The sequence below is a fragment of the Cyclobacterium amurskyense genome (genome assembly GCF_001050135.1).
GTDB lineage: Bacteria > Bacteroidota > Bacteroidia > Cytophagales > Cyclobacteriaceae > Cyclobacterium > Cyclobacterium amurskyense.
On sequence record NZ_CP012040.1, the window covers coordinates 1,249,286 to 1,275,458 of the forward strand.

At 37.9% G+C, this 26,173-nt stretch carries 25 protein-coding genes and 1 pseudogene; 5 read left to right on the forward strand and 21 right to left on the reverse strand.

All coding sequences use genetic code 11. The features are described from left to right. Nucleotides 1–258: 258 nt before the first annotated feature. The 12 genes from CA2015_RS04975 to CA2015_RS05030 form a co-directional block, all read right to left on the reverse strand. Nucleotides 259–867, reverse strand: a complete 609-nt coding sequence (locus tag CA2015_RS04975) for an NADPH-dependent F420 reductase (protein WP_048640907.1) — start codon at nt 865–867, stop codon at nt 259–261. Between the two features lie 227 nt (nt 868–1,094). Continuing rightward, a complete protein-coding gene (locus CA2015_RS04980; protein ID WP_048640908.1) occupies nt 1,095–1,889 on the reverse strand; it encodes an inositol monophosphatase family protein in 795 nt (264 codons plus the stop codon). Between the two features lies 1 nt (nt 1,890). Next, entirely contained in the window at nt 1,891–2,577 is a 687-nt protein-coding gene (gene rsmI / locus CA2015_RS04985) for a 16S rRNA (cytidine(1402)-2'-O)-methyltransferase (protein WP_048640909.1), read from the reverse strand. Nucleotide 2,578: 1 nt separating this feature from the next. Next, entirely contained in the window at nt 2,579–2,809 is a 231-nt protein-coding gene (locus CA2015_RS04990; RefSeq protein ID WP_048640910.1) for a 4a-hydroxytetrahydrobiopterin dehydratase, read from the reverse strand. Nucleotides 2,810–2,821: 12 nt separating this feature from the next. Continuing rightward, nucleotides 2,822–3,088, reverse strand: coding sequence for a DUF493 family protein (locus CA2015_RS04995; protein WP_048640911.1), 267 nt, complete (start codon nt 3,086–3,088; stop codon nt 2,822–2,824). Between the two features lie 96 nt (nt 3,089–3,184). Further along, on the reverse strand, nt 3,185–5,299 hold the full coding sequence (locus CA2015_RS05000; RefSeq protein ID WP_048640912.1) for a peptidylprolyl isomerase: 2,115 nt from the start codon (nt 5,297–5,299) through the stop codon (nt 3,185–3,187). Between the two features lie 94 nt (nt 5,300–5,393). Then, nucleotides 5,394–6,653, reverse strand: coding sequence for a hemolysin family protein (locus CA2015_RS05005; protein WP_048640913.1), 1,260 nt, complete (start codon nt 6,651–6,653; stop codon nt 5,394–5,396). Next, nucleotides 6,653–6,865, reverse strand: coding sequence for a hypothetical protein (locus CA2015_RS05010; RefSeq protein WP_048640914.1), 213 nt, complete (start codon nt 6,863–6,865; stop codon nt 6,653–6,655). The genes CA2015_RS05005 and CA2015_RS05010 overlap by 1 nt, the downstream gene beginning before the upstream one ends. Nucleotides 6,866–6,874: 9 nt before the next feature. After that, nucleotides 6,875–7,414, reverse strand: a complete 540-nt coding sequence (lptC, locus tag CA2015_RS05015) for an LPS export ABC transporter periplasmic protein LptC (RefSeq protein WP_053086752.1) — start codon at nt 7,412–7,414, stop codon at nt 6,875–6,877. A gap of 623 nt (nt 7,415–8,037) precedes the next feature. Further along, on the reverse strand, nt 8,038–9,342 hold the full coding sequence (locus CA2015_RS05020; protein ID WP_048644359.1) for a tetratricopeptide repeat protein: 1,305 nt from the start codon (nt 9,340–9,342) through the stop codon (nt 8,038–8,040). Between the two features lie 11 nt (nt 9,343–9,353). Beyond that, a complete protein-coding gene (locus tag CA2015_RS05025) occupies nt 9,354–10,649 on the reverse strand; it encodes a hypothetical protein (protein WP_084011646.1) in 1,296 nt (431 codons plus the stop codon). Then, on the reverse strand, nt 10,636–11,361 hold the full coding sequence (locus tag CA2015_RS05030; RefSeq protein WP_048640915.1) for a type III pantothenate kinase: 726 nt from the start codon (nt 11,359–11,361) through the stop codon (nt 10,636–10,638). Before CA2015_RS05030 ends, CA2015_RS05025 begins: the two co-directional genes overlap by 14 nt. A gap of 104 nt (nt 11,362–11,465) precedes the next feature. Between CA2015_RS05030 and CA2015_RS05035 the strand changes: the two genes are divergently transcribed. The 3 genes from CA2015_RS05035 to CA2015_RS05045 all read left to right on the forward strand — a co-directional run bounded on the left by CA2015_RS05035 (nt 11,466) and on the right by CA2015_RS05045 (nt 15,506). Next, nucleotides 11,466–12,569, forward strand: coding sequence for an anhydro-N-acetylmuramic acid kinase (locus CA2015_RS05035; protein WP_048640916.1), 1,104 nt, complete (start codon nt 11,466–11,468; stop codon nt 12,567–12,569). 7 nt (nt 12,570–12,576) lie between these two features. Then, nucleotides 12,577–13,803, forward strand: coding sequence for a Glu/Leu/Phe/Val dehydrogenase dimerization domain-containing protein (locus CA2015_RS05040; RefSeq protein WP_048640917.1), 1,227 nt, complete (start codon nt 12,577–12,579; stop codon nt 13,801–13,803). Nucleotides 13,804–13,982: 179 nt separating this feature from the next. Beyond that, nucleotides 13,983–15,506, forward strand: a complete 1,524-nt coding sequence (locus tag CA2015_RS05045) for a sodium:proton antiporter (RefSeq protein WP_048640918.1) — start codon at nt 13,983–13,985, stop codon at nt 15,504–15,506. Between the two features lie 233 nt (nt 15,507–15,739). Here the strand turns inward: CA2015_RS05045 and CA2015_RS05050 are convergent, their stop codons facing one another. Together CA2015_RS05050 and gpmI are read right to left on the reverse strand one after the other, a co-directional pair. Continuing rightward, nucleotides 15,740–16,177, reverse strand: a complete 438-nt coding sequence (locus CA2015_RS05050; protein ID WP_169786461.1) for a hypothetical protein — start codon at nt 16,175–16,177, stop codon at nt 15,740–15,742. 134 nt (nt 16,178–16,311) lie between these two features. Next, nucleotides 16,312–17,841, reverse strand: a complete 1,530-nt coding sequence (gpmI, locus tag CA2015_RS05055) for a 2,3-bisphosphoglycerate-independent phosphoglycerate mutase (protein WP_048640920.1) — start codon at nt 17,839–17,841, stop codon at nt 16,312–16,314. Between the two features lie 310 nt (nt 17,842–18,151). On the opposite strand from gpmI, the gene CA2015_RS05060 reads away from it, so the two are divergent. Both CA2015_RS05060 and nadC read left to right on the forward strand, forming a co-directional pair. Continuing rightward, entirely contained in the window at nt 18,152–18,493 is a 342-nt protein-coding gene (locus CA2015_RS05060) for a DUF4783 domain-containing protein (RefSeq protein ID WP_169786462.1), read from the forward strand. 43 nt (nt 18,494–18,536) lie between these two features. Further along, nucleotides 18,537–19,415 carry a carboxylating nicotinate-nucleotide diphosphorylase gene (gene nadC / locus CA2015_RS05065; RefSeq protein ID WP_048640922.1) on the forward strand — a complete coding sequence of 293 codons (879 nt, stop codon included), beginning with the start codon at nt 18,537–18,539 and terminating at the stop codon, nt 19,413–19,415. Here nadC and CA2015_RS05070 read toward each other — a convergent pair. The 7 genes and pseudogenes from CA2015_RS05070 to CA2015_RS05095 all read right to left on the reverse strand — a co-directional run bounded on the left by CA2015_RS05070 (nt 19,372) and on the right by CA2015_RS05095 (nt 25,953). Beyond that, nucleotides 19,372–21,183: an ABC transporter ATP-binding protein gene (locus tag CA2015_RS05070; RefSeq protein WP_048640923.1), complete on the reverse strand. Its 1,812-nt coding sequence runs from the start codon at nt 21,181–21,183 to the stop codon at nt 19,372–19,374. The two genes, nadC and CA2015_RS05070, sit on opposite strands and share 44 nt — an antisense overlap. Nucleotides 21,184–21,196: 13 nt before the next feature. Beyond that, entirely contained in the window at nt 21,197–21,301 is a 105-nt protein-coding gene (locus tag CA2015_RS25400) for a hypothetical protein (protein WP_394332060.1), read from the reverse strand. Further along, nucleotides 21,252–21,557 (reverse strand): annotated as a pseudogene (locus tag CA2015_RS25105) (DUF6787 family protein); the annotation flags it as partial. The pseudogene CA2015_RS25105 and the gene CA2015_RS25400, both read right to left, overlap by 50 nt. A 2-nt stretch (nt 21,558–21,559) precedes the next feature. Further along, a complete protein-coding gene (locus CA2015_RS05080; protein WP_048640925.1) occupies nt 21,560–22,885 on the reverse strand; it encodes an aspartate kinase in 1,326 nt (441 codons plus the stop codon). 41 nt (nt 22,886–22,926) lie between these two features. Beyond that, nucleotides 22,927–23,403 (reverse strand): 6,7-dimethyl-8-ribityllumazine synthase, encoded by a 477-nt coding sequence (gene ribH / locus CA2015_RS05085; RefSeq protein ID WP_048640926.1) that lies wholly within the window; start codon nt 23,401–23,403, stop codon nt 22,927–22,929. A gap of 76 nt (nt 23,404–23,479) precedes the next feature. Then, nucleotides 23,480–24,199 carry a tetratricopeptide repeat protein gene (locus CA2015_RS05090; RefSeq protein ID WP_048644361.1) on the reverse strand — a complete coding sequence of 240 codons (720 nt, stop codon included), beginning with the start codon at nt 24,197–24,199 and terminating at the stop codon, nt 23,480–23,482. A gap of 344 nt (nt 24,200–24,543) precedes the next feature. Then, a complete protein-coding gene (locus tag CA2015_RS05095; RefSeq protein ID WP_048640927.1) occupies nt 24,544–25,953 on the reverse strand; it encodes an alkaline phosphatase PhoX in 1,410 nt (469 codons plus the stop codon). Nucleotides 25,954–26,173: the final 220 nt, after the last annotated feature.

A 26,173-nucleotide genomic window follows, 5' to 3' on the forward strand; every position in this document is an offset into this window, starting at 1 on the left:
TAAAAACCTGGGTAAATTTACCAAATGCTGACTACATGGAATTTCAACGTTTTAACGAATCAATAGTTAATCAAATCGTAAATAAACTGTTTGAAAGCACCTAAGCCCTGAAATTAAAAACCATATCAGGACTAAAAAAAGCCAAAACTCAATCCTGATAAATTGAAGTTAGGCCGTCAAGTTAACTTCTTATCTACAAAAACAATACCGATAAAAATAGAATCGTAAAATATTACTGGTTAAAAAAAATAATAAAAATTATACAGACATTAATCTAAAATGGCAGTCCCCTGCCTTGGCTGTGGAGATTTCTTTGCTCAAGTGGTATACCGCTTCTAGCAAAGGTGCATTTTTTATTGTACCTGCATCTATGGCCTTGAATCCTATAAGCTCTATGAGTTTTTTCACCATTAATTTATCCTGATTATTGTCACCACAGAAATAAGTCTCCTTGATAAGCTCTAGTGGATCAGATTTTGGATAATCAAGACCAAGATTATTAAATGCTTTAAAAACACGCTGATGTCCGGTTTCCTGCGCTATTAACGTAGTATTACAGACAACATTTTCATCATTCACACCATTTGTGCTATCGATAAATAACATATCAGGTGAACTGAACTCTTTAAGGTATTTACACACTATAGGTAAAAACTCATTTTCACAACATATAATGATCACATCAGAATTACTTATGGCATCCGCATAATTTAATACATTGTGATTATGCATTTTAAGAATTTTCCACTCGACCTTCCTCGTACTGAACCCTTCTCTGACACCAAATACTACATCCATTCCCCTGGCAATAAATTTATTACCAAGATTAGTTGCCAAATTCGTACCTCCTAAAATTCCTATTTTCATTTTGTTCGAATTGTTAAATAGTAAACAGCCTCTTTCGGTATAATGCGCGATGCTCAACTACTGGTGAACGAGGGGTGATAAATCCGAAAAACAGGTTGTTTTATTAAATGATTGAAAGCTAATCAATTATAGCGAAAATACAAATTATTTTTTTACATATGAAATTAATTTTTTTGAATTATGTTTTTTGTAGTTAGTCACAATATGTAAGGAACAATTCTTTCTACTTAAAACACAAATTTCTCAGCAAGAGCTTTTTCAAATGTGTCGTGCAGCTTTGTATTGGATGCTAAAATCTGCCCTCCAAAAATAAAATTATTTCCTCCGCTAAAATCAGTAACCCTTCCGCCAGCCTGCTTGACTATCAATGTACCTGCAGCTACATCATAAGATTGCAAATTATACTCAATGTAACCTTCTACCCGTCCACAAGCCACATAGCAAAGATCTACAGCTGCGGAGCCAAGTCTTCGAAGCCCATGACTATTTTTAATGAAGTATTTTAAAAGCTGTAAATACTGCTCAAGTTTTCCTCCATCATCATAGGGAAAACCAGCTGCCACAAGACTTTGTGCCAATTCACTTGCGCCACTTACTTTAATAGGCTGCCCATTGCATGTCGAAGGAGCCCCTTCATAGGCTGCGAAACACTCGTCAAGATTAATTTCATAGACAACTCCTACAATGATCTCTTCGCCTCTTGCTAGGGCTATAGACACTGCATACATTGGAATACCATGAACGAAATTCGTTGTCCCATCCAAGGGATCCACGATCCATGTTAAATCCTTATTATTATCTGACCTTGTTCCCTCTTCAGTAATAAACCCAGCCTCAGGAACTATTTCCGCCAGTTCCTTGACAATTATCTCCTCAGCTCCCTTGTCAACATAAGATACGAGGTCATTAAATCCTTTTTGCTCTACTTTGGCAAGGTTAAAATTTTTGCTTTCCTCCCGAATAAATTGGCCAGCCTTTTTCGCAAGTTTTTCCACTTTACGGGTAATTTCCTGAAGTTCCATATTAATTTTTTCCTGCAACTGTTAGTACGATTTCACCTTTGAGGGTGTTTTCTGTATAATAATTTAAAAGCTCCAATAAGCTTCCTCTCACATTCTCCTCATGGAGCTTAGTCAATTCCCTGCTTACACAAGCAGTTCTTTCGGGACCAAAGACTTCAATAAACTGATTAAGTGTTTTAAGTAGCCTGTAAGGAGACTCGTAGAAGACCATGGTTCTCTTTTCCTCAGCCAAAGCCTCTATCCTCGTTTTCCTACCTTTTTTGTGAGGCAAAAACCCTTCGAACACAAATCTGTCATTCGGAAGTCCAGAGTTAACGAGCCCAGGAATGATAGCCGTAGCTCCAGGTAAACTGCAAATTTCAATATTTGCTGCTATGGCCTCTCTAACCAAAAGGAAACCGGGATCAGAGATCCCTGGAGTACCTGCATCAGTAATGAGAGCAAATACGGTTCCCTGTTCCATTCTCTCAACAAGCCTGATAATGCTTTTATGCTCATTATGGATATGGTAACTCTCTAGAGGGCGCTTGATTTCATAGTGCTTCAGAAGCTTTCCTGAAGTTCTGGTATCTTCTGCCAAAATCACATCTACTGCCTGCAAGGTTTCAAGGGCTCTTAGAGTAATGTCCTTAAGGTTACCAATGGGTGTAGGAATTAAATATAAGCTAATGCTTGTTGGGGTGGACATATTAAATTAAACGGTCTATGGCTGAAGCTAAATCACGGTCTTTCTCCGTCACGGTGTTTCCCTCGTCATGTGTGGTAAGGTCAATATGGACTTTGTTGTATTCATTGCTCCAGTTGGGGTGATGCTGCCGGGACTCCGCGAGTAAGGCTACCCTGGTCATAAAGGCAAAAGCTTCACTGAAATCTTTGAATTCAAAGGTTCTTGATAATTTATTGTCTGCTTCTTTCCACATATTTGGGGTATTTTAAAGTGCTATGACTCCTTTAATTTTTGATGCCTTATCATAAATATCGATGATGGACTGGCTGTCTGGCATCATCGCCTTGATGGTGGCACTAACGTACTTTCCTTGGGAGGAAGATTTTAGTGTCATCTCATTTTTCGGCAACAAGGCTCCAATCTCGTTTTCCTTGCCATTGGGAACGATAAATTTGAACATGTACAAAGCTGGGAAACTGGTCTCCAATTCCAGCTTTTCTTTGAAAGATGAATTACTATTAAATTTTTCCATTACCTAATTAACCATTTTTTTAAAAAATTAAATCCCTAGAAACCAAAAAAATCCCATTCCGAATAGGAATGGGATTTAATTTTTCTTCAAGTAATTTTAAAAGAATTTATACCTGTAGTCTTTTACTCCAGCTAATTCTTCCATCGCCATCATGATCATATAGGCGGTTCTTTGTGAAGCGTTAGCTACAATTTCATTTTGATAACGTGTATAATCAGCAATTTCTGTTGCAGGGATAAGGCCGTTAAGCTTGGCAACAATTACTCCTATATCTTCTGTAATTGGAGCAGTCATATCTCCTGAATTTTGAAGTCCGAATATGGCTCCTATTGCCTTAGGCGCAAAACCTATTCCTGGCAATACACTCGCATTCATTTTCAAATCAGGTGTTGAACCGATTGAAGCATCAGGATAAATCTCTTTGATGGCTTCTAAGCTCTCAACTCCTTTAATTTTTTCTTTGATGATTTCTGCTTTCTTCTCGTTTCTTAAAGCGATGGTTGCCTGCGCCCTTACTTCAGGGTTTTCAATAGTGCCAACCCCTTCCTCCGTTTTGCTGGTCATTAGAGCCACCACATAAGCATCGTCCAATTCAAACACAGTAGAAACGTCTCCTACAGAAGCATCATTAAAGGCCCATCTTATCACTTCCCTAGCAGAAGTCATATTGTTTATCGTTCTAGCATTGGCACCCACATTGGCGGCTACAGTAACTTGGTAGTTCTCTGTTTTTGCATTTTCCTCAAAAGAGCTTGCGTTGTCTGAATTAGCGGCAAAGAAATCTGCATTTCTAAAAATGTCATTTCTAGTAGCATCACTTGCGATAAGTTCCAATTCCAGAACAGCTACTTTTTGAGTAGTAGTCTGAGCCAATTCCGTCACTTTAATGATATGGTAACCATATTCAGTTTCCACCAATTTATTGATTACACCAAGGGATTTAGCTGCAAATACAGCGTCAGCAAATTCAGTTACGAAATTCTCTTTGAAAAACCATCCTAGATCTCCACCACGCTGAGCTGTTCCGTCCTGACCATATTGAGCAGCGGCAACCTCGAAGTTTCCGGTTTCATTGACTTCGTCTAAAACTTCCTGCGCTCTGGCTTTTACCTGTGCTTTCCCAGCATCATCCATTCCTTCAGTACTCAAAAGGATATGACTAGCTCTCATCCTGGCATCGCCTTCAAAGCTGTCTGTTATTTTATAAGTAACATAACTTGAGTTATTACTTAAGAAAGGACCATAAACTACACCTACTTCAGGGTTTTCCACATTGTTTGTAAAATTCACTGGAAGTGGATCACCTGGATTAATGGTAATGAAAGGATTAGCAGCCTCTGAATTTCTGATAACAAAAGCAGAGTCTGCTTCTGTCTCTTTAAGTTCAATAGTTAAGTTTTTGATATTCTCCAAGGTATTGGCAGAATCTTCAGCGCTTGGTAGAAGTGGAAAGCGAACATATTTTAAACCTCTGCTTTCTTCTACTTTGTATTTGCCCTGGTTTTTACTGATGTAAGACTTTATTTCACCTTCAGTAAGTGAAACAGCTGAATCAGAAACGGCATAATAAGGCACTTGGACATGACTAACATCAGCAATTGTGTTCGCCATTTTATGCTGCATTTTTGCTTCAGAAGAATTGGCATACTCAGAAGTTGCCAACATATTGTCATACTTGATTCTTAATCTAGAATCAGCAAACAGTTTTTCTTGCTGCGCCCAAAACATTTGTTGTTGAGGATCTGCATTTTCCAAAGATTGAAGGAAAGTGATTAATTGAGACCGATCAAACTCGCCAGTCTCTGGATTGGTAAGTTGTCTTCTTAGTTCTCCAATGATATTTTTTCCTTGAACCATGTCGACAAGTTCATCATCAGAAACCTCTAATCCGAGTTCCTCATATTGTTGTGAAAATATTTTCTCCACGATTAAGGCCTGCCATGCTTGGTCCCTTATACTAGAAAGTTCATTTTCTGAAGGATTCCTACCAGTGTTTTGTTGAAAACTGAGCTTAGTTTGTTCGATTTTTTGAACATACTCTTCATAGGAAACATCTTCCCCTGCAATTTCGCCAACAGTCGTTCTGCTGGATCCCAATAACATGGAGTTTGGTCCTAAAAGGTCTCCTCCTACTAAAAAGAATATAAGTCCTACTGCGATAACTCCTATCGCAAGACCTGTTCTTTGTCTTATTTGTTTAATTAATGCCATTCTCCTATTTTTTGAAGTGTCGCAAAATAATTACATATAGTGGTAAATTCAAAATATTACCGCATCTATAAATCAAGTATTTCTGCAACGTCGGTTATTCAATCTTAATTTTCACTGTATCTATTCGGTGATCTTGCTTGGAAACTATGGTAAATGTAAAGGGTCCATAGCTTACAAACTCTCCTTTTTGAGGAATACTTTCCGTTAGGGAGAGGATAAATCCTGCCAGAGTTTCAAACTCTCCTTCAGGTAGGTTCCATTCATATTTTTCATTCAGGTAATCAATTTCATGTCTAGCACTGAGCAGATACTCTCCATCAGCTACTTTTTGGTCAATTAAATCATCATTGTCATATTCATCTTCAATCTCCCCAAAAATCTCCTCTATGATGTCTTCCATACTTACAATACCACTTGTTCCTCCAAACTCATCTACCACCAATGCCAAACTTTTGCGCTCTTTGATAAACTGCACCAAGAGCTCATTGGCAAGAGCTGATTCAGGTACAATGATGATTGGCGTTAAAATATCTTCAATCTCCTTTGGCTTTTTGAAAAGCTCAAGGTGATGACAATATCCAATAACATCATCTATGGTCTCTTTGTAAATAATGATCTTTGAATGTCCACTTTCCACGAACAGCTCTCTTAGATCAGAAATAGCGTCCTCAACTTCCATCGCAACGATGTCGGTCCGAGGCACCATGCATTCCCTGACTTTTACTTTCTTAAAGTCTACTGCATTGTCAAAAATTTTAGCATCTATATCTATGTCTTCCCCTTTGGTATCCATATAGTTTTGAATAAAACTATTGAGGTCTGTAATGGTATAGGCAGGTTTATCGTCATTGTATTCCAAGTTAAGTACTTTTACAATCACAAATTTCGAAAGCCCCACAACCACCCAAACAACTGGATACATTAGGTAATAGATCACGGCAAAAGGCAGCGCAAAAAAGGTGAGTAACCTGTTTGGGTTAAGTATAAAAATACTTTTAGGGATAAATTCTGCTGTTACCAATACAATAATCGTAGAAACCAAGGTTTGGACAACCATTACACCTGCTTGAGTATTGAGTGCTTCAGGCAATAGGTAGCTTACCGGTGGCTCTAATAAATAAGCCATAAATATCCCATACAACACCAAGCTAATGGTATTTCCCATAAGGGAAGTGCCAATAAACTGCCCTGGGTTTTGTATAAAATTTGCCAAGACTTTACCAGAAACCTTGCCTTGCTTACCTTGAAGCTCTATCTGCAAACGGTTAGCAGAAACAAAGGCAATCTCCATTCCGGAAAACAATGCCGAAAAAAACAGACTAATAAGCACTAAGAGTAAGTAATGACTATCCATTAATTCTTCTTACGTTTACTTTTATTCGATTTTTTTTCGTTCATTTCTTTTTCTTCCAATTTATTTTTACGGTACATGTGATAAAACAACAACACTACCGAGAACATAAACAGTGGATATGAAGCCACTATTCCTGCTTTTATCGTAATATGAGCTCCTATTACCACCAATGCTGCTGCAAGGGACAATAAGATTGCACTGCTTATTTTCATTGTACAATTTTAGAGAACATTATCTATTTCACCTGTTACCTTAGTGAATTTATATTCATTGAAACCTTCGTCCGCTTCCATTCCAGTACCCTTTATTATTCGGTCAGGTTCTTCCACAGTGACAAATTTTTCAGTGTAGATTTTCTTTTTGGTCTTGTCCCAAAACAACTCCTCCGAATTCAGCTTTTGCTCTTTAACGAGATTATGAACCTGAACGTCTCCTTCTCCTCTATAGATATTGCTTTTCCTATCGAAATAGCCTCTATCTGCACGAATCGTGGTACTCAATTCACCTTCTTTATCAAAGAAATGAATAACAATCCCTTCTGGAAATTCTGCATCACCATTCTTGAATTCAAGTTGCTTATCCGCCATTAATTTAGTTCTTACAATTGCCGAGTCACTGTGCAATAGTTCTATTTCAAAACTCGTACGGTAAGGACCTTCATAATAGGCTAACTGACTTTTGTCCACATCTTCCCTACAGCCAATACTTCCTACCAATAAAATAAGAAACAATAATTGCTTGGTTGCCCTATAAGGAACAATCCTTGCACTATGCCCAAAGATTTGACTATAAAATTGTCGAACGCTCAAACTATTAATAAACTTTATCTACCTACAAAGGTAAGGACATTTTGGGAGGAATTTTATTTTTTTAAGCCCGATTATACAATTGGCTTGCTATCAATCATTATTATCCGTCATTCTTATCTGTAAAAATTACAATAAACCCATAAGATGAAAGCTTAAGACAATAAGAAGATCATCCGACAACTGCTCCTGCTAGAAAAAATTTAAGGAAAATGAAATAACAAACACCTGTATGACTTGGCTTGGTTAGCCCAGGATTTACGGAAAATTTTCTTTTACCCTATAAGCAAGGTACCCCTTAAACGTTACTTCTATAAGAATTAGATATAAAAGAAGCGTAAGCATCATGGCTGTAGGTCAATTCCATACTAAAAATAAACCCATAGCAGAGTAAATAAAATACAACCTGATTACTAGCCTAAGTAGGCTTAGGTTGTATACGGTCTTCGGACAGGGGTTAAACCAGATATTTAGTCGTGTTTATTACTAATCTTGCTTTGTTGCCAAGTATATCAAAAAAAAAGGCGGTATTGCTACCGCCTTTTAAAATATTATTTTATTTCTCCCTATGTTTCTTCTTAATCTCTTGTTGCTAGGGTCACAGTCTGACCTACCCAGCATCCAGTGTTGATAGTTTGTCCAACTTGGAAACCTTCAGTAAACAATTCTTCTTTAGAAGGGAACCTTGCTTTTGCATTGGCCATCCCCTTGCTGTCTCCAGCTACCGCGTAAGCATTATAAGCTGCGATAAAGATAGAATAATCTTTCACTCTACTTTGACCACCTTTACAAGCGTTAGAAGAAGCCATGATCAAGCCACCGACAAATGAGTAGGCATCACTTTTTAATTCTTCATTTAGTTCAGCTGCTTTTAAAGCTGAGGATCTTGCTTGTCCTCTGCTTCCAAGATTGGCATGAACTTTAGCCAAATCCCAGTGAATTTCAGCTCTTTCTTCGTCTGTACTTGCTAGGCTCAAGGCTTTTTCGAAAAGCTCTCCTGCTTTAGCATAGTCTTGGTTTTGCATGTAACGCATACCCCTTACCTGAGAGGTAGTGAATGTAGGGTTGTCGTTATCAATTGTTTCAAGAGCCTTAAGGAAAATCTCACTACTAGTACATTTTTCTTTTATGGCATATTGAAATATTTGTTTAGCCAGTTTAAGGTTAGTAGGATCTTCAGCCAATTTTGGCCCCATGTTATTTTCAATAAATTCACAATTAATGATATCCATTGCATTTAGCAATTGATCCAATGTGTTTCTAGAGGAAGCAACATCTCCGCCTTTAGCTTCTTCTTCATCCAATTTCCCCATGATAAACTCATATTTGCTAATTACTTCATCAGGAGTATAAGCTTTATTATAGGCAAAGTTTCTATAAATGGCATCAAAGTAAGCCCTATACAATGTAAATGGAGCCAAAGTACCATCTATTTCTATTGTTTTCTCAAACAAGTCTGTAGCGATGCTAACTTTATCTTTATCACCTTTATAAAATTTATAAGCGTAATAAGCTTTATTGGCTATCCATTTTGGCTCATTGTCATAAAGTTTTTTCCTTAAATCATAAATTGTTAAAACAGAATCTTGATAGACACTAATTTCTGCTTTATCAGTAGCCTGATCAGCGGCTCCTTCATAAACCTTTACTCCGTTTATATAAAGTGCTTCATTTAAATCTGGCGCATTGTTTAACAACCAATTTAGAGGACCTTTAGCCTTAAGGAAATCTTCTGAATTTAGATAATCATTATAGGCAGCATTAAGCTCTCTCGCTTTTGCTTCCATTTCCTTATCTTCTGGCCAATTCCAGCCATCTTGCGCTTGAACCAGTCCAACCATGAGGAAGGACAAACATCCGATAATTGCAATTTTAATTTTCATGTTTGTCAACATCATTCAAATACTTTTTTGTAAAACCAACTGTTATCATTTATTGATAATCCTAGAGAAACTTTAATATAATTTTCTCTAACTAATCCATTATTTACTGTTCCTCTCGTTCCTGCCTTAACAGCCAAATTCAATAAGGATAGACTATATATCGGAATTGAGGTACCAAAATTAATGCCAATGTCATCAACGTTATTTTGATTTACCATAAAAGGTAATCGCTCATATTCGATTCCTGCCCTTATTGTAGATCTGCTCAACAAGCTTTCAAGAGAGAAGGCATTGGGTATATATTGCCCTCCAAGGGAAAATTTAAAGGATTTTCCCATATTTTCGCTTGGTAAAGAAGCGTTAAATGCTCTATAAGAAGAAAAATCTTGAAACTGCGCTTCTATACCTACGGCAAATTTATTAATTTTTTCATAAGTTACACCATACCCAAGCTTTGCTGGGATGAAAACATTTCCTGATACATTATCAGATATTACATCACCTGGGCTATTCGGGATGCTAGCTTGACCAGATTCTGCCACTTTAGCAAATTCTCTTCCATTAACATTCCCAAAAACCTGATAGATGGCGCCTATATTCAAGTATTGCTGATTGCCTAGAGACTGCGCATAATAAGCACCACCTTTCAATACCACATCACTAAAAGTAAGTCTCTCATAATATTCCGTAGAAATACCTACTGGTGCAAGATCCGCATCCAAAAGATTCAACTGGTTGTTTCTGATAGTAGAACCAAAAGTGTAAGCCCCTTCGATTCCCAAGCTAAAGTTTTTGTAGACTTGAAATCCACTTTGCAAATACACCTGGCTTAGGCCTCCTGTTCCAACGATTGTGTTTTTAGACACAAGGTCTGTATTGACTACAGGTGAATTAACGGTGATATTGTAATCCACACCTGTCAATTGATTTAAACCAAGCCCTACAGTGAATCTTCTTGGAATTACTGGAAAAGACATGGCGACATAACTCAATCCTCCGCCATCCAAATCCTCTGATGACAATTCCGTTGCTGCTGTTAATTTATTGTAATTAAAAGCAGATTGAAAAGCATAGGCTCCATTTTTTACCGAAATGGCTGGATTGACATGATTGACACTATAACTGTTGCCAAAACTAATCCCCATTCCACCCATGCCTTGGTTATGGGTAAGACCGGAATTATTGAATACACCAACTCCTAAGGAACTATAGGTAGATGATGAAAACTGACCGTAACTGATATTATGGATAGCAAAACATCCCACGAAAATAATCAGGGCTGCTACGTGTATTTTATTTTTCAACATTGTATATTAAGATTCTGTCCAATCCGTACAGGACCAAATTGGGGATTACAAATATGTGGTCTTTTATTAAGCTTTCAAAGATTTCAGCATCTCCACCACAAATAAAGACCTCAACTAGGCCAAAATCCTGCTGATATTTTCGAATAAACCCTTTGATTTCTTCAGCTATTCCGTGGTAGACGCCAGACTGCATGCATGTCTCTGTACTCGTCCCTAAGTAAGAAACTCCAGTTTTCCGCACATTTACCAAGGGTAATCTGGCAGTAAATTCATGCATTGCTTTTGCCCGCATGCTAAGCCCAGGAGAAATCGCTCCACCCAAATAATTATTTTTATTATCTAGAAAATCGTAAGTTATGCAGGTTCCCAGATCAACAACTAAAACCGCCCCATTCATCTTGTATGCCCTGGCACCAATCACTGCTGCTACCCTATCTAAACCCAATGTTTCAGGAGTACCATAGGAATTTGTGATTTCTAATGGGGTCTGATGATCAAAATACAAAAAAGGGAAAGAGAAAATTTCCCTTAACTCGTTTAAAGACAATCTAACAGAAGTAATCAACACCCTGTCTCCATCTTGCGGTTTTAAATAATCCGCACATTCTTTAAGTCCCGAAAAGGACATATCCTCTACCAGCCGGCCATTTTCAAAGACGCCGGTTTTAATGCGAGTATTCCCAATATCGACAACCCAGTGCCTTTGTTTCATAATCTATTGATAAACTACTTCAAAATTAGTCATTTTACTTTGGAGGCTGGTCGGTGATATATTATTTTTAGGTCAGGATTTTCCTTTTTAACAAACTTTAACCCATGACAGTCTCAAGCAGATACACTATTTTAGGCCTAATGTCCGGCACTTCAGGTGATGGGCTGGACATTGCCTGCTGTGAATTTTCTAAGAATAATGCTTGGAACTTCAAGATCATTAGGGCCCAAACAGTACCTTTCCCCAGTGAATTAGGGCATTCATTACAAAATGCTCATTTGAATGATGCTCAATCCTTGGAATGCCTTGATCTGGAATTCGGCAAGTGGATGGGTGAAGTTTCGCGAAAATTCTGTCTGGATCACCAACTTCAGCCAATGGCCATTGCTTCTCACGGTCATACTGTCTTTCATCGACCTGAACTCAATATGACCAAGCAAATAGGCAATGGATTTACCCTAAGTCATTATTCAGGTTTTCCGGTTATCAATGATTTCAGAAAATTAGATGTTATCCTAGGTGGTCAAGGGGCGCCGTTGGTTCCTATAGGAGATGCATTGCTATTTAATGATTTTGATTTTGCCTTGAACTTAGGAGGTATCGCTAATATTTCAATGGACAATAATGGACAAAGGCTGGCTTTTGACACTTGTCCTTTCAATTTACTATTCAATCACTTTGCCTTGCTATCAGGTAAAAGCTATGATGATAGCGGAAACCTGGCAAAATCCGGAACTGTAATCCCAGCTCTTTTGTCGGATTTAGAGGCTTTGCCCTTTTATCAGCAGAAAGGCGCTAAATCCCTCGGAAGAGAAAACATAAGCGAAGATTTCTTACCTGTTGTAAATAAAGCATCAAATTCATCAAATGACATTCTTGCTACACTATCTGAACATTTTTCAGATTGCATTGCTAAAACTATTCTAGACCATGTCGGCCCCAAGCTAACCAAATCCCAACTTTTGATAACTGGCGGTGGTGCCTACAATACCTTTTTTATTAATAAACTATCTAATAAAATTAGTCATAAAGTAAATGTAGTTCTTCCAGAAAAGCAGATCATTGATTTTAAAGAAGCTTTGGTATTTGCATTTCTTGCTGTCTTGCGCCTCCGTGAGGAGAACAATTGCTTAGCCTCAGTCACAGGGGCATCAAGAGACAACTGTGGCGGTACTATTTTTGGACTTTTTAATAAAAATAAAATTTAAAAAATAAATGAGAGAATTACTGAAAAAATTTGAAAACCAGCAGCCAGAGATTGTATTTGAGTGGAGCGATAGTGAAACAGAGGCCGAAGGTTGGTTGGTGATCGATAGCCTAAAAGGAGGAGCAGCAATTGGCGATACCAGGATGAAATTAGGGCTATCCAAAAATGAAGTGATTCAATTGGCTAAAAACACGGCTATAAAAAACACGGTTTCAGGGCCAGCAATCGGTGGTGCCAAGTCAGGGATCAATTTTGACCCGGCAGATCCTAGAAAGGCAGGTGTTCTCGAACGATGGTTTAAGGTAGTTTCTCCAATTTTAAAAAGCTACTACGGCACTAGTGCTGGAATTAATATAGATGAAAACACCGAATTAATCCCTATTACAGAGGATTTTGGACTTTGGCATCCTCAAGAAGGCGTGGTCAATGCCCACTATAAGGCCGGAGACACAAAGAAAATTAGAAAAATAGGTCAATTAAGGCAGGGCCTTTCTAAAATAGTTGAAAACCCAAAGTACCTTCCAAATTCCACAACCAAATACCAAATCAGTGACGTCATCACAGGTTATGGTCTTTCCGAATCCGTACAACATTTTTATAAGATTTGGGGAGGAAATGCTGCTGGAAAAAAAGCCATTATTCAAGGCTGGGGAAATGTAGGTGCTGCCGCCACCTATTTTTTGGCTAAAGAAGGTGTGCAAATCGTAGGTATTATATCCCTGGAGGGAGCCATTATCGATAAAAACGGAATAAACCCGGACGAGATTACTTCCCTATTTCTAAACAAAGAAAACAATCAACTTGTTAGTGACAAGTTAATCCCATTTGATATTGCCAAAGAACAACTCTGGGATATCCCTACAGACCTATTAATCCCAGCGGCAAAGGCTCGGTTAATCCAAAAAAATCATTTGAATAGGTTGATTAATGGTGGTTTGGAATTAATCGTTTGTGGGGCAAATTTCCCTTTTGTTGAAAATGATATTTTCCTTGGTCCTGTAACCAAATTGGCCGATGATAAAATTTCTCTTATCCCTGATTTCATATCCAATGCTGGTCTTGCAAGTATCACTGCTTACCTTATGTCTGACAAAACCCAAATCACAGATGAGGCCATGTTTCATCATGTGAGCAGGACCGTTTACAAAGCATTAAAAAAATGCCATACTTTCAACCCACAAAAGACAACAATTGCACAAACAGCATTAGAAATCGCCCTTCAAAAGATCCGTTAAAATTAAACATAAGCCTTCTGCGATCAAAAAATGAAGAATTTTCAACCGCTGCAAAAAAATTATTTGGTTACTAATAGACAAATTAGCTAGCTTAGTGAATTAAATTGCAACTAATCGTTCTTTCAACAAAGTTCGAAAATCCTAACTTTAAACTTTCTTTACACAATAAATACAAGTGAATGAAGAAATATTTAGCTTCATGGCTCCTATTCATTGGATTAATAAGCGTAAGTGTTCCCCAACACTTACAAGCCGAAAACTTAACTACTACTCAATATATCGCTCAGGCGGATAATCATGAAATAAATACTAATACTCAAGAACCAGTCGTGCAAGTTGATTCCTCCGTGGATCATGAGCCCGAACATCATCATCCACCGGGATGGCTGGTTATTCCTTTTGTAGCATTACTGCTTATGATTGCTACCGGGCCATTGTTTTACGAGAATTTTTGGCACCACAATTACCCAAAAATTGCTGTTGGTCTAGCTACCATGGTTGTCCTGTACTACCTTTTCGTACTAGGCAATGTCCATAATCCTGTCCATGCACTGGCCGAGTACATCCAATTTATTTCTTTATTGGCTTCCTTGTTCATTGCCTCAGGAGGGATATTAATAGAAGTGGATAAGAAGTCAACACCTATGGCAAATGTATTGCTTTTGATAATAGGTGCATTGATCTCCAATCTAATAGGTACTACAGGTGCTTCTATGTTATTGATTCGTCCTTTTATTCGACTGAATAAAAACAACATCCAAGCTTACCATATCATATTCTTCATATTTATGGTAAGTAATATTGGAGGTTCTTTAACACCTATAGGAGATCCACCATTGTTTCTTGGTTTCCTTAAAGGTGTACCCTTCTTCTGGACATTGGAACACAATTGGCCAGCTTGGATTATGGCTTTGACCATTTTGTCCATCCTGTTTTATTTTGTTGATCGAAAATATGGTACAAAAGGTGAAGGTGTTGTACTTAATGAACAAACCCAATACAGCAATAAAATATCATTAAAAGGAACGAAAAATTTCTTTTGGCTTTTGGTAATCATTATTTCTGTATTTCTCGACCCGAATGTACTTGATTGGGTTCCTGCGATTCATTACGATGGACAGAAATTCAGTTTTATAAGAGAGGCAATCATGCTCTCCGTGGCCTATTTCTCTTTTAAATTTGCCGATAAAAAAGCCCTAGCTGGAAATGAGTTTAATTTCGAGCCTATCCGGGAAGTTGCCTTTATCTTTATTGGTATTTTTGGAACCATGATGCCTGCCCTCGAATTGGTAGGTGGATTTGCCAAGTCAGCGGAAGGTGCTGCAATGATCACTCACAATACCTTGTATTGGGGCACGGGAATTCTTTCTGGATTCTTAGACAATGCACCAACCTACCTCAACTTTCTGGCTGCAGCCATGGCCTCTCAAGGAGCTGACATCAATACCATTCAACATGTGAAGGATTTTGCAATGGACAATTACTTTGATTCTGCCTTTGAACTAATGGCCATTTCCATAGCATCTGTGTTTTTTGGAGCCATGACCTATGTAGGTAATGGACCTAATTTTATGGTGAAATCTATAGCAGAGCAAAGTGGAATTAAAATGCCTTCCTTCTTTGGATACATTTTAAGGTTTTCCATTCCAATTTTACTTCCAATACTGTTTATTACATGGTTGGTATTCTTTGCCTTTGTCTAATTAAAAATGGAATACCAAAAACTGGGCTATTGAGAAAATTCAGCACTCCACTTTGGGATCATGGAACAGGCCATGAAATCATTGGATTCAAAACCTACAGTAGATCTTAGGTCTAGGATCTAACCCCTAAACTAATCCACTCACAATCACGGTATCAATACAATTCATCAAATAGAAAAAGCCAGTTAAGAAATCTTAACTGGCTTTTTTATGCGTTTTAATAAATGTAATTATTATTTCACTTTACCCTCAACAGAAAGCTTGGTGTTTGACAAAAACCAAACTTTCTGGTTTCCTGATAGTCGATAAGAACTTATTTCTTCATTGTCATTCATTTTAATCAGGCCTTCCACAGTTGAATTGTAAAACAGATTGTCAATCACAGAAAGAATCGTGATGGATGCAATCTTTCCGGATTGTTTACTGACCTTTATCTCTTTAATCGTCCCTTTTTCAGCAGGTTTTAGCCTATGTATTAAAAGACCAGACTCTTCAATGCTTTCATAGGAAGAGGCCAGTGAGGCTTTGTTTATGTCTGCCTGAAAGAAAAAGTCAAGCTCCTGTCTCCAAACCAAACTATCCATCCTGAAATCAACAATTTCAGATTCCTCATTGAAACGAACTTCCTTCACCACTTCAGCATCTCCTACCTTATCAATACTTTTTTGCAAGAATTGAGTTAGCGGAAAATATTTATCAATCTGAGTTGGGTTTGCAAATGGTCCTTTTTCTTCCTTTTTACAAGAAGTCAGAATCCCCACCAACATTAGCAGGTAAATAAAATTATGGCACCTGCCCATCTATTCTATGCTTTTAAAAGAACGTTTCCCGTCATTTCAACGGGGCTTTCTATACCAATTAGTTTTAATATAGTTGGTGCAAGATCTCCTAATTTCCCATCGTTGACTTCAAGTCTATCATGCTTGTCCACCATGATGCACGGCACCAGATTCGTCGTATGGGCCGTATTAGGTGAACCGTCAGGATTCATCATTACATCACTATTGCCGTGGTCTGCAATTACGATAATTGTATAATCATTATCCAAGGCTGTTTCGATTACGGAAGAAGCACATTCATCTACTGCTTCACAAGCTTTTACTGCAGCATCAAAAACCCCAGTATGTCCTACCATGTCTGCATTAGCGAAATTTAAGCAAATAAAATCAGCCTCCTTTTTGGGAAGTTCTTGGTTGATTTTTTTTGCAATCTCAAAAGCAGACATTTCAGGTTGCAAGTCATAGGTGGCCACTTTAGGGCTATTGCACAATATCCTATTCTCTCCTTCAAAAATCTTTTCTCTTCCTCCAGAAAAGAAAAATGTCACGTGTGGATATTTTTCAGTTTCAGCGATTCTGATCTGCTTCTTATGATTATGCTCCAACACTTCACCTAAAGTGTTTTTAAGATTGTCTTTTTCAAATACTACAGCAATGTCCTTGTACTTTTCATCATACCTACTAAAAGTAACGTAGTCAAGGTCAAGTTTTTTCATGTTGTAATCAGGAAAATCTTTCTGAGTCAACACTTCTGTAATTTCTCTTCCCCTATCCGTTCTAAAGTTAAAACAGATTACTGTATCTCCTTCTTCTATGGTTGCCAATGGTTTCCCTTTTTCGTCCACCTGAATTATAGGGCGAATGAATTCGTCGGTAACCCCATTGGTATAAGATTTTCTAATGGACGAAAGCATGTCTTTTGACTTTTCACCTTCTCCATTGACCATCGCATCATAAGCTAGCTTAACTCTCTCCCAGCGATTGTCTCTATCCATTGCGTAGTATCTACCTACTATTGAAGCTACTTTACCAGTTGAGCCTTCACAATGACTCTTAAGGTCTTCTAAAAATCTTAGCCCTCCTTTAGGATCAGTATCTCTTCCATCTGTAAAAGCGTGAATAAAAACATTATCATCCAACCCATTGGCTTTTGCTGCATCACAAAGACCTTTCAGGTGATAAATATGCGCGTGTACACCACCATCAGAAACCAAGCCAAGGAAATGCACTTTCTTACCATTTAATTTGGCATTAGAAAAAGCTTTCTTCAACACAGGGTGGTCATTAAGATCTCCCTCTTTTACCGCCTTATTAATTTTAACCAAATCCTGATAAACAACCCTACCGGCCCCTATATTCATATGACCTACTTCAGAATTACCCATTTGTCCTTCAGGTAGACCAACTGCCAAACCTGAGGCTTCTAATTTAGAGTGTGGATATTTCTCAAATAAACTGTCGATAAAAGGCGTTTTGGCTTTATCAATAGCAGAAACTTCAGGATTTGGGGCAATTCCCCATCCGTCTAGTATCATCAATAAAACTTTTTTATTCATGTCTTTTTCTATTGGTTTCTATCAATTAAAAATTTTCAGGAAAATGCTGTTTTAATCCCTAAAACTTTCGCGGGAAAAACATCCCAATTCATTATTCATTACCACGCAAATATAAGACAATAAAAGATAGAGGTCAGCAAATTGGAAAATATTCTACTCTACCAATTGCCAAACAGGAAACTCATATAATTTCATTTAATAAAAATTATTTTTTTTAATATATTGGTCTGGAATTTGATAGAGAGTAAAAATGTTTCGCTTAATTACTAAATTTCTTTTGGTTGCCACTTTTTTGTTAACGCATTCCTTAATGGGAAAAGGTCAGGACAAAGAATACCCCATTATTTTCGCATTACAACAAGGCTCAAGTAAGGCAATTTCATCCTACCTAGGAGAGATGGTAGAGATCCGTTTCGATAACGAAAGAAGAGATTTTTCTAAAAGTCAGGCAGAAATTGTCTTGGCAAATTTCTTTAAAGAAAACCCTGTAAGCAGCTTTGAACTTAAGAAGGAACGAAAAATTGACAATGAAAACAGTTATCTCCTAGGCACATATACCTCCATAGACAATACCTTTAGTGTATTGATTAGAGGAAAAGAATTAAAAGATGGAAATTGGTTGGTCTACAGCCTGGATTTCGTCAAACAATAATTATACCTGCCGGAAAAAATTATTTTCTTACTTTTGGTTTATCATGAAAGACTATATAACAGAAGAGCGGTTAAACCAATTTATGAAATCAGCCTTCAATGAAGATATTGGTGAAGGCGACCATTCGACATTGGCATCCGTTCCTACCGATCAACAAGGAAAGGCAACTTTATTAATAAAAGAGGAAGGCATAATTGCTGGGCTTGAATTGGCTGAACGGATCTTCAACTTTTACGATCCTGACCTTAAAGTAGATTTATTAATAAATGATGGAGATACGGTGAAGTATGGAGATATAGGTCTCACGGTTGCAGGAAGTGCACAATCAATATTAAGTACTGAAAGACTGGTATTGAATTGCATGCAAAGAATGAGTGGAATAGCTACCAAAACCCACCATTTCAACTCCCTAATAAAACACACTTCAGCCAAATTACTGGACACTAGAAAGACAACTCCAAATTTCCGAATGATGGAAAAATGGGCTGTTGCAATAGGGGGAGGTCAAAACCATAGGTACGCTTTGTATGACATGGTTATGCTTAAAGACAACCATATCGATTTTGCCGGTGGAATAGCCGAAGCTATTAGCGCCACACACACCTACCTGAAAGAAAAAAAGCTGAATCTAAAAGTTGAAATCGAGACCAGAAATTTAAAAGAGGTACAAAAAGTCCTTGAAATTGGTGGAGTAGACATCATTATGCTAGACAATATGTCACCAGCCGATATGAAAGAAGCTGTAGCATTAATCAATAAACGATTTGTTACAGAAGCTTCCGGAGGTATTGACGAAACATCTATCGTAGCAGTAGCCGAATCGGGTGTAGATTTTATTTCCGTAGGTGCCTTAACTCATCAGGTTCAAAGCTTAGACATTAGTCTAAAGGCCGTAAAATATCATCAGCAAATTGCAGATTAACAAGGTGGGCATAATGGCCCCCTTCTTTACTTGACAAAGATTCATGGTTTCCTTCTTCAATGACTTGACCATCTTTTATCACATAGATTCTATCCACTTTTCTGATAGTAGACAACCTATGAGCAATAATAATGGTAGTTCTCCCTTTCATTAACTTATCCAAAGCTTCCTGAACCAAGGATTCCGTTTCAGCATCTAATGAGGAAGTCGCCTCATCAAGAATCAGGATTGCTGGATCCTTTAATATTGCCCTGGCAATGGCAATCCGCTGTCTTTGTCCACCAGATAGTTTAATTCCTCTTTCCCCTACTAAAGTATCAAGACCTTCCGGGAATTTATCAATAAACTCTAAGGCATTGGCCTGTTTAGCAGCTTGCAAAAGTTCTTCATCACTAGCATCAGGCTTGGCATAACGAATATTTTCTCGAATAGACCCTCCAAATAGAAGCACCTCCTGAGGCACCATACCAATATTTTTCCTTAAACCCTGAGGATCCCAATCTGTAATGGATTTGTCATCCAACAAAATTGACCCACTCCCTACTTCATAAAACTTAAGCAGCAACTGAATTATGGTAGACTTACCGGCACCGCTGTGACCAGCTAGTGCTATTTTCTCTCCAGGCTCGGCATGCAATGACAATTCATTTAACACCCTGTATTCTGGTCTAGTAGGGTAATGGAACGAAACCTTGTCAAAACGTATTGATCCTTTCATACGACCTAAGAAGGCAGTACCTGTTTGCTTCTCTGTCGCTTCATTCAAAATTTCCAACACCCGTTCTGAAGAACCTATGGCTTTTTGTACCTGACCATAAATATCTCCTAAACCAGCAATAGATCCGCCAATAAAAGTAGTGTACAAAACAAAAGAAACAAGATCACCAACACTCATATCGCCAGCACTAACCAAAGTAGCACCATACCAGATAACGGCAACAATTCCTCCGAACAACGCGAAAATAATAAAGGAAATAAATGCCCCTCTGAATCCGGCTGCTTTTAAGGCTACCGCTACTACACTATTGAGTTTGTTTCGATAGCGATTAATCTCATAAGCCTCTCCAGTAAAAGATTTGACTGTTACTATAGATTGTAAAGTCTCTTCTACGACAACGTTGGCAGAAGCAAGATGGTCTTGGGTTTTCTTTGATAGTTTTCTTATAAATTTCCCGAAGATCATGGCAATCACCACAAGCACAGGAATAGTAATCAACATAAAAAGCGTGAGCCTCGGAGTGGTATAGAATAAGAAGATTATACCTGCAAACAAGGTAATGATCTGACGAAGTAACTCTGCAAGAGTAATGGAAAAGGTATCCTGAAGCATGGTCACATCAGAAGTAATTCTACTGATCAATTCACCTGTTCTTCGCTGATCAAAAAAAGTCATGGGCAATCGAACCAATCGCTCATACAAAGCCACTCTAATGTCTCGCATAGAGTTTTCACTCACCTTTGCAAATAACCAAACTCTAAAGAAGGAAAAGATACTTTGTATAAACAGAATTCCAATCAATACGAAAGCTATTCCATTGATATCATTAATAATCCAATCTTTTCCTGAGGCCGCGTCAATTAACTTCCCTGCAACATAGGGGAAAGTCAAGAGCATTAGACTCGAAAAAAACAGAAAAACCATCCCTATGATAAAAGGAACTTTGTAGGGCATGGCAAACTCGAAAATCCCAAAAAGCTTTTCAAAGTTCTTTTTATTCAATTTTCTTTTGTCACTTTCTTCTAAAGGTAAACCTCTTTGCTTCGCCATTTATAACTATTTTTTACCTGTCAATAATTTTAGTTTTACTTTTTATTACGGGAGAAAAATCCTGCCATCCGACGGAAAAATTGCTTTTCTTTTTCCCAAAAAAAAGCAAACTGCCCAAAAATAAAACCATATACCAAAAGAATCACCTGATATAAAGGCAATACCAGCAATAGGTAAAGTAACGTTTTAAAGAAACTACCTTTACTGGTATCCAAGCCCAAAAAATCGAAAATTGGTTGCTTAATAAATAGAATGGTAAAACCTGTACAAGCAAATACAACCAGAACCAATACAACCTGCCAGAGACTTTTCAGTTTCCATTTGGTTTGCAGTTTTTCCAAAAAGTTGGATTTATTTGTATCAGGTCCAGACATTATTAATTAAATTCAAACAATCCATTGTTCAAGCTTTTCAAGGCTTGATTTTTATGTTTGCCATCAATTAATAGAGACACATTGTGTTTGCTTCCACCATAAGAGACCATTCTAAGTGGAAAACCTTCCAAACTTGTGATAATTTTATTCAACACTTTTGGTTCTTCCATAATGGAATTACCAACGATGCAGATAATAGACAAGTAATGATCAACTTCTACTTTTCCTAGTTTCTCTAATTCAGCAGTGATCTCTTTCAAATGACTGGTATCGTCTAAGGTCAAGGATATGGCTACCTCGGAGGTTGTGATCATATCAATCGAGGTTTTGTATTTTTCAAAAATCTCAAAAACCTTTCTCAAAAATCCATGTGCTAAAAGCATGCGGCTAGACTTGATTTTTACAGCAGTAATTCCATCTTTAGCTGCAATTGCTTTGACACCGACGGTACCTTCTCCAGCACCTGTGATGGTCGTACCTGCGGCACTAGGCTCCATGGTATTAAGGAGCTTTACTGGAACATTATGTAACTGGGCAGGCCAGATAGAAGCAGGATGCAATATTTTAGCACCAAAATAAGCCAACTCAGCCGCCTCATCAAAAGACAATTGGGCTATAGGTCTGGTTTGGTCAACTATGCGTGGGTCATTGTTATGCATCCCATCAATATCCGTCCAAATTTCAACAACTGAAGCAGAGATAACAGATCCGATTAAAGACGCTGTATAATCACTTCCTCCCCTTTTAAGGTTATCCACTTCATTCAAGTGATTTTTGCAAATATATCCTTGAGTTATAAATATGCTTTCTTCAGGATATCCAGACAATATGGATCCCAATTTTTCACCTATTTTCCCAAGGTTAGGCTCATTGTTTTCATCAATACACATGAATTCCAAGGCCGGCAAAAACACGGCTGGAATTCCCTGCTCTTGGAGCAAAGTATAAAAAAGCTTGGTAGACAACAATTCACCTTGAGCAAGAATATCTTTATTAATCGCTTCGTTGAAGGATATTTTAAGAATAATGGTCAAGAACTCAAAATGCTCATTGATAATCTGTAATGCTTTTGCTTTTCCTGCTTCTGAGCTCAGCAAATCCTGATAAAACTCAAGATAATGCGAATGCAAACTATCTATTTTATCCTTGGCTTCCTCTTTTTTACCAGCAGATAAGGCATCACCTATACCTACTAATGCATTGGTAGTCCCTGACAAAGCAGACAATACCACAATTTTCTTTTCATTATCTAATGTGATCAGATCCTTAACCTGATGCATTCTTTCCGGTCTTCCTACTGAAGTACCGCCAAATTTCATAATTTTCATTAGAATAACAGATTTATAATAATAAGTTGATTCGAATTGGTTTAAAAGCCCAACATTTTAATTGCCGTGATGGCTGCTTCATCTCCTTTGTTGCCATGTTTCCCACCCGCTCTATCCAGCGCTTGCTGCTGATTGTCTGGTGTTAACACACCAAAGATCACAGGTTTATCATATTTTAAACCTACCTGAGTAATACCATTGGCAACAGCATCACAGATAAAATCAAAATGACGTGTTTCTCCCTGGATAACACAACCTAAACAAATCACTGCATCGATCTCATCAAGTTTTGCCAACCATTGTGCACCTAGCGTGAGCTCGAAGGATCCAGGTACGTTTTTTCTGTAAATATTTTCCTTTTTCGCCCCGTAGCGCAAAAGCGTTTCGATAGCACCACTGTAAAGAGAAGAGGTGATTTCATCATTCCATTCAGCAACTACCAAAGCGAATTTTTTATCACTTATATCAGTAACATTTTCTTGGGTATGCTGACTTAGATTTTTTAATGATGTAGCCATAAGTTTAATATTAATTCACAAAAAAAGAGTAAAACCTTACAGGTCTTACTCTTTTGTATCAATGATTTAATTCATATCAATTAGAAGCCAGACCTTCAAGGCGGGCTTTTTGCTTTCGCGCCTCACTGTATTCGTAGGCATCCGAATATTTCGTTTCTATCTCCTCGTAAGTAGCTATAGCATTCTTCAAATCCCCTGCCTCTTCATAGGCTATGGCTAATTTAGTCAAATATTTAGGGGTGAAAAATTCATTGGATTTGTAAGCAGCAGCATCTTTATAGAAACTGATGGCTTCATCCAACTCACCTAACTCCAAGTATGCATCTCCTGTTAAGGCATAAGCATGCGCTTGTACCAAGAAATCAGAAGAAGAAAACTTTTTCAAATGATCAACAGCAGATTGAAATTCACCTTTTGATAGGTAGATAGATCCTGCGTAGAAATGAGCCAAATTGGCGGCATCAGTACCTCCATATTCATCGATAATACTTAGGAATCCTGGTTCTACACCATCTCCATTTAAAGCAAAATCTACACTATCCTGTTCGAAATAGTATACTGCTTGAAACATTTCAGCCTGTCCCTGCTTGTTCTGGTTGGCTTTATGTATCTGAAATCCAACAATTCCTGCAATAACCAATATTGCTAATCCAATTATCCCACCAACCAACTTGGTGTTTTCCTTCAAGAAAGTCTCACCTCTGCCTAAGCGGTCAGCGATTGCTTCAGGATTCTCGAGAAGCTCATTGGATGTATCAGGAGCTGCTTTCCCTTTTTTGGTCTTTTGAGTGGCCATCATTTTTAATTTTGAGTGGCAAATATAGATGATGTTTTAATGAATAACAAAACTATTCTGACCTGAGCTGTAAAATATGGAAAAAGTAACCGTTTGAGCGCTATTTTTATTAAAATTTAAGCTCTGATTCCTTATAATTCCAAAGTAATCAATCGCCCATTATCTTTACCTTACCCATTTCTTATACAATCAGACCAAAAGTCACTCAATCATTGTTCATCCTTCTATTTTGCAATTTCACAAGGTCAAGGCACATTTGCCGAACCTTAAGTCTTTTTGTATTTAATAATTATACCCCATCTTCAATTCGCAGGAAGGTGGGGGGATTTTATCTGATTAATAACTTAAGTTTTCCAAGGTCCAGTTATGGCCAATGTGATTCCAGGTCCCTGGATATTCACAAAATAGGTTTTTCCAGAAGGTGAAAACACCCCTCCGGCCATCTCTGACTCATAACCTACATTCTCAGCCAAATGATACAACTCTCCTTTTGGATTGACACCAACAAGGAATGGATGTTTGTGGTCTTCAACCAATATCACATCTCCCCAAGGGGCAACAGCCAAGTTATCACAGTTTTTCAAAATTTCTCTGTCTACTGATTCTACAAATAGGGTCAACTTTCCAGGGTTATTTTTTTCTGCTGCTGTTCCTTCATCTACACTTGGTGTGTATCGAAAAACCTGTCCCGCACCTATTTTACCACCGTTGGTACATGCAAAATAAACTTCCTTATCACCATACCAAATACCTTCTCCTCTAGCAAATACTGCAGCGCCTTTATCAAAACCTTGGAACCGAAGGTCATCTTCAGGACTTTCTACATTTTCAATGTCTATCCAAGTCACGTCATGACTTTTCATCAATGGAAATTCAGGTCCTTCACTGTCTTCCCAGTTTCTGGTATCTCTGCTTTTTTCACCCAGAATGGCAAGTGCCTGAAGTTTCCCGCCTTTAAGAAGCTTTCCAGGGCTGTTAGGTATGTAACGGTAGAAGATACCATCTCCCCGATCTTCTGTAAGATAAACCACCCCTGATGCTGGATCAACGGCTACAGCTTCATGGTTAAACCTACCCATAGCTTTGATTGGTAAAGGCTTTGCCCTTTGAATTTTCTCTGAGGCAGGCACTTCAAAAACAAAACCATGGTCTTTCTCTAAACGTCCTTCATAACCTCCCTTTTTGAGCGTACTTTCTTCACAAGTCAACCAACTTCCCCAAGGAGTAATGCCTCCTGCACAATTCCTTACAGTTCCTGCCAAGCTGATATACTGCTTCTCTAATTCTCCTGTATTTTCATTATAAACAAAGGTAGAAGTACCACCAAGTCCTGGCAATAATCCTTTTCCAAAATCATAAAAATCTTTAGAAGAAAGCTTATCTAACAATTCATTGTTCTTTCCAAAACCAGAGTTCTCTAAAGAATCTGGACTAAGTTCGTGGTTCCGAACAACAATTGTTCTACCATTTTTTCCTTGGAAGGCTCCCATTCCATCTGAGGCTCCCGGCAAATAAAAACCATCGTCCATCTTGTCGCCTTTCTTTGTCAGAATCTTATAGGAAAAACCTTCAGGCAGATTTAAAATCCCCGCGGGATCCTTTTTTAATGGCCCATAGCCCAATGCCGCAGGAGCTGCTGTGCTCCCCATAACGCTACCTGGATTTATAAATTGGTAAAGTCCCATAAAGCCTAGTGTGGCCATTCCGGAAGTCTTAATAAATTTTCTTCGGGTGTCTTTGTTGGTTGAATCCATATCAGGTTTACAATTGATTACTTCAAACTATACTCATAAATTTTAAATCATACCAAGCTTTTTTAGAAGGATTAGTATTTTCCTCATAAACAATAAGCAGTATATTAAAAATCAAAACTAAAACCTATACCTAATCCTTAAACGGTTATAAACTTAGATTGTACCTTAGGGTTTGTTTGCAAACTGCTTTATAAATCGAAGGAAAAGTGCTCTCCCGGGT

Bases quoted from the DNA above. Each gene is read 5' to 3' on its own strand.
- CA2015_RS04995 (WP_048640911.1), bottom strand. From the start codon at position 3,088: ATGGAAAAATTTAATAGTAATTCATCTTTCAAAGAAAAGCTGGAATTG.
- CA2015_RS05070 (WP_048640923.1), bottom strand. From the start codon at position 21,183: ATGGCGAAGCAAAGAGGTTTACCTTTAGAAGAAAGTGACAAAAGAAAA.
- CA2015_RS04975 (WP_048640907.1), bottom strand. From the start codon at position 867: ATGAAAATAGGAATTTTAGGAGGTACGAATTTGGCAACTAATCTTGGT.
- CA2015_RS05060 (WP_169786462.1), top strand. From the start codon at position 18,152: ATGGGAAAAGGTCAGGACAAAGAATACCCCATTATTTTCGCATTACAA.
- rsmI (WP_048640909.1), bottom strand. From the start codon at position 2,577: ATGTCCACCCCAACAAGCATTAGCTTATATTTAATTCCTACACCCATT.
- nadC (WP_048640922.1), top strand. From the start codon at position 18,537: ATGAAAGACTATATAACAGAAGAGCGGTTAAACCAATTTATGAAATCA.
- CA2015_RS05045 (WP_048640918.1), top strand. From the start codon at position 13,983: ATGAAGAAATATTTAGCTTCATGGCTCCTATTCATTGGATTAATAAGC.
- CA2015_RS05025 (WP_084011646.1), bottom strand. From the start codon at position 10,649: ATGTTGAAAAATAAAATACACGTAGCAGCCCTGATTATTTTCGTGGGA.
- CA2015_RS05040 (WP_048640917.1), top strand. From the start codon at position 12,577: ATGAGAGAATTACTGAAAAAATTTGAAAACCAGCAGCCAGAGATTGTA.
- CA2015_RS05090 (WP_048644361.1), bottom strand. From the start codon at position 24,199: ATGGCCACTCAAAAGACCAAAAAAGGGAAAGCAGCTCCTGATACATCC.
- CA2015_RS05030 (WP_048640915.1), bottom strand. From the start codon at position 11,361: ATGAAACAAAGGCACTGGGTTGTCGATATTGGGAATACTCGCATTAAA.
- CA2015_RS05005 (WP_048640913.1), bottom strand. From the start codon at position 6,653: ATGGATAGTCATTACTTACTCTTAGTGCTTATTAGTCTGTTTTTTTCG.
- CA2015_RS05000 (WP_048640912.1), bottom strand. From the start codon at position 5,299: ATGGCATTAATTAAACAAATAAGACAAAGAACAGGTCTTGCGATAGGA.
- CA2015_RS04980 (WP_048640908.1), bottom strand. From the start codon at position 1,889: ATGGAACTTCAGGAAATTACCCGTAAAGTGGAAAAACTTGCGAAAAAG.
- CA2015_RS04990 (WP_048640910.1), bottom strand. From the start codon at position 2,809: ATGTGGAAAGAAGCAGACAATAAATTATCAAGAACCTTTGAATTCAAA.
- CA2015_RS05010 (WP_048640914.1), bottom strand. From the start codon at position 6,865: ATGAAAATAAGCAGTGCAATCTTATTGTCCCTTGCAGCAGCATTGGTG.
- CA2015_RS05080 (WP_048640925.1), bottom strand. From the start codon at position 22,885: ATGAAAATTATGAAATTTGGCGGTACTTCAGTAGGAAGACCGGAAAGA.
- CA2015_RS05035 (WP_048640916.1), top strand. From the start codon at position 11,466: ATGACAGTCTCAAGCAGATACACTATTTTAGGCCTAATGTCCGGCACT.
- CA2015_RS05095 (WP_048640927.1), bottom strand. From the start codon at position 25,953: ATGGATTCAACCAACAAAGACACCCGAAGAAAATTTATTAAGACTTCC.
- ribH (WP_048640926.1), bottom strand. From the start codon at position 23,403: ATGGCTACATCATTAAAAAATCTAAGTCAGCATACCCAAGAAAATGTT.
- gpmI (WP_048640920.1), bottom strand. From the start codon at position 17,841: ATGAATAAAAAAGTTTTATTGATGATACTAGACGGATGGGGAATTGCC.
- CA2015_RS05020 (WP_048644359.1), bottom strand. From the start codon at position 9,342: ATGAAAATTAAAATTGCAATTATCGGATGTTTGTCCTTCCTCATGGTT.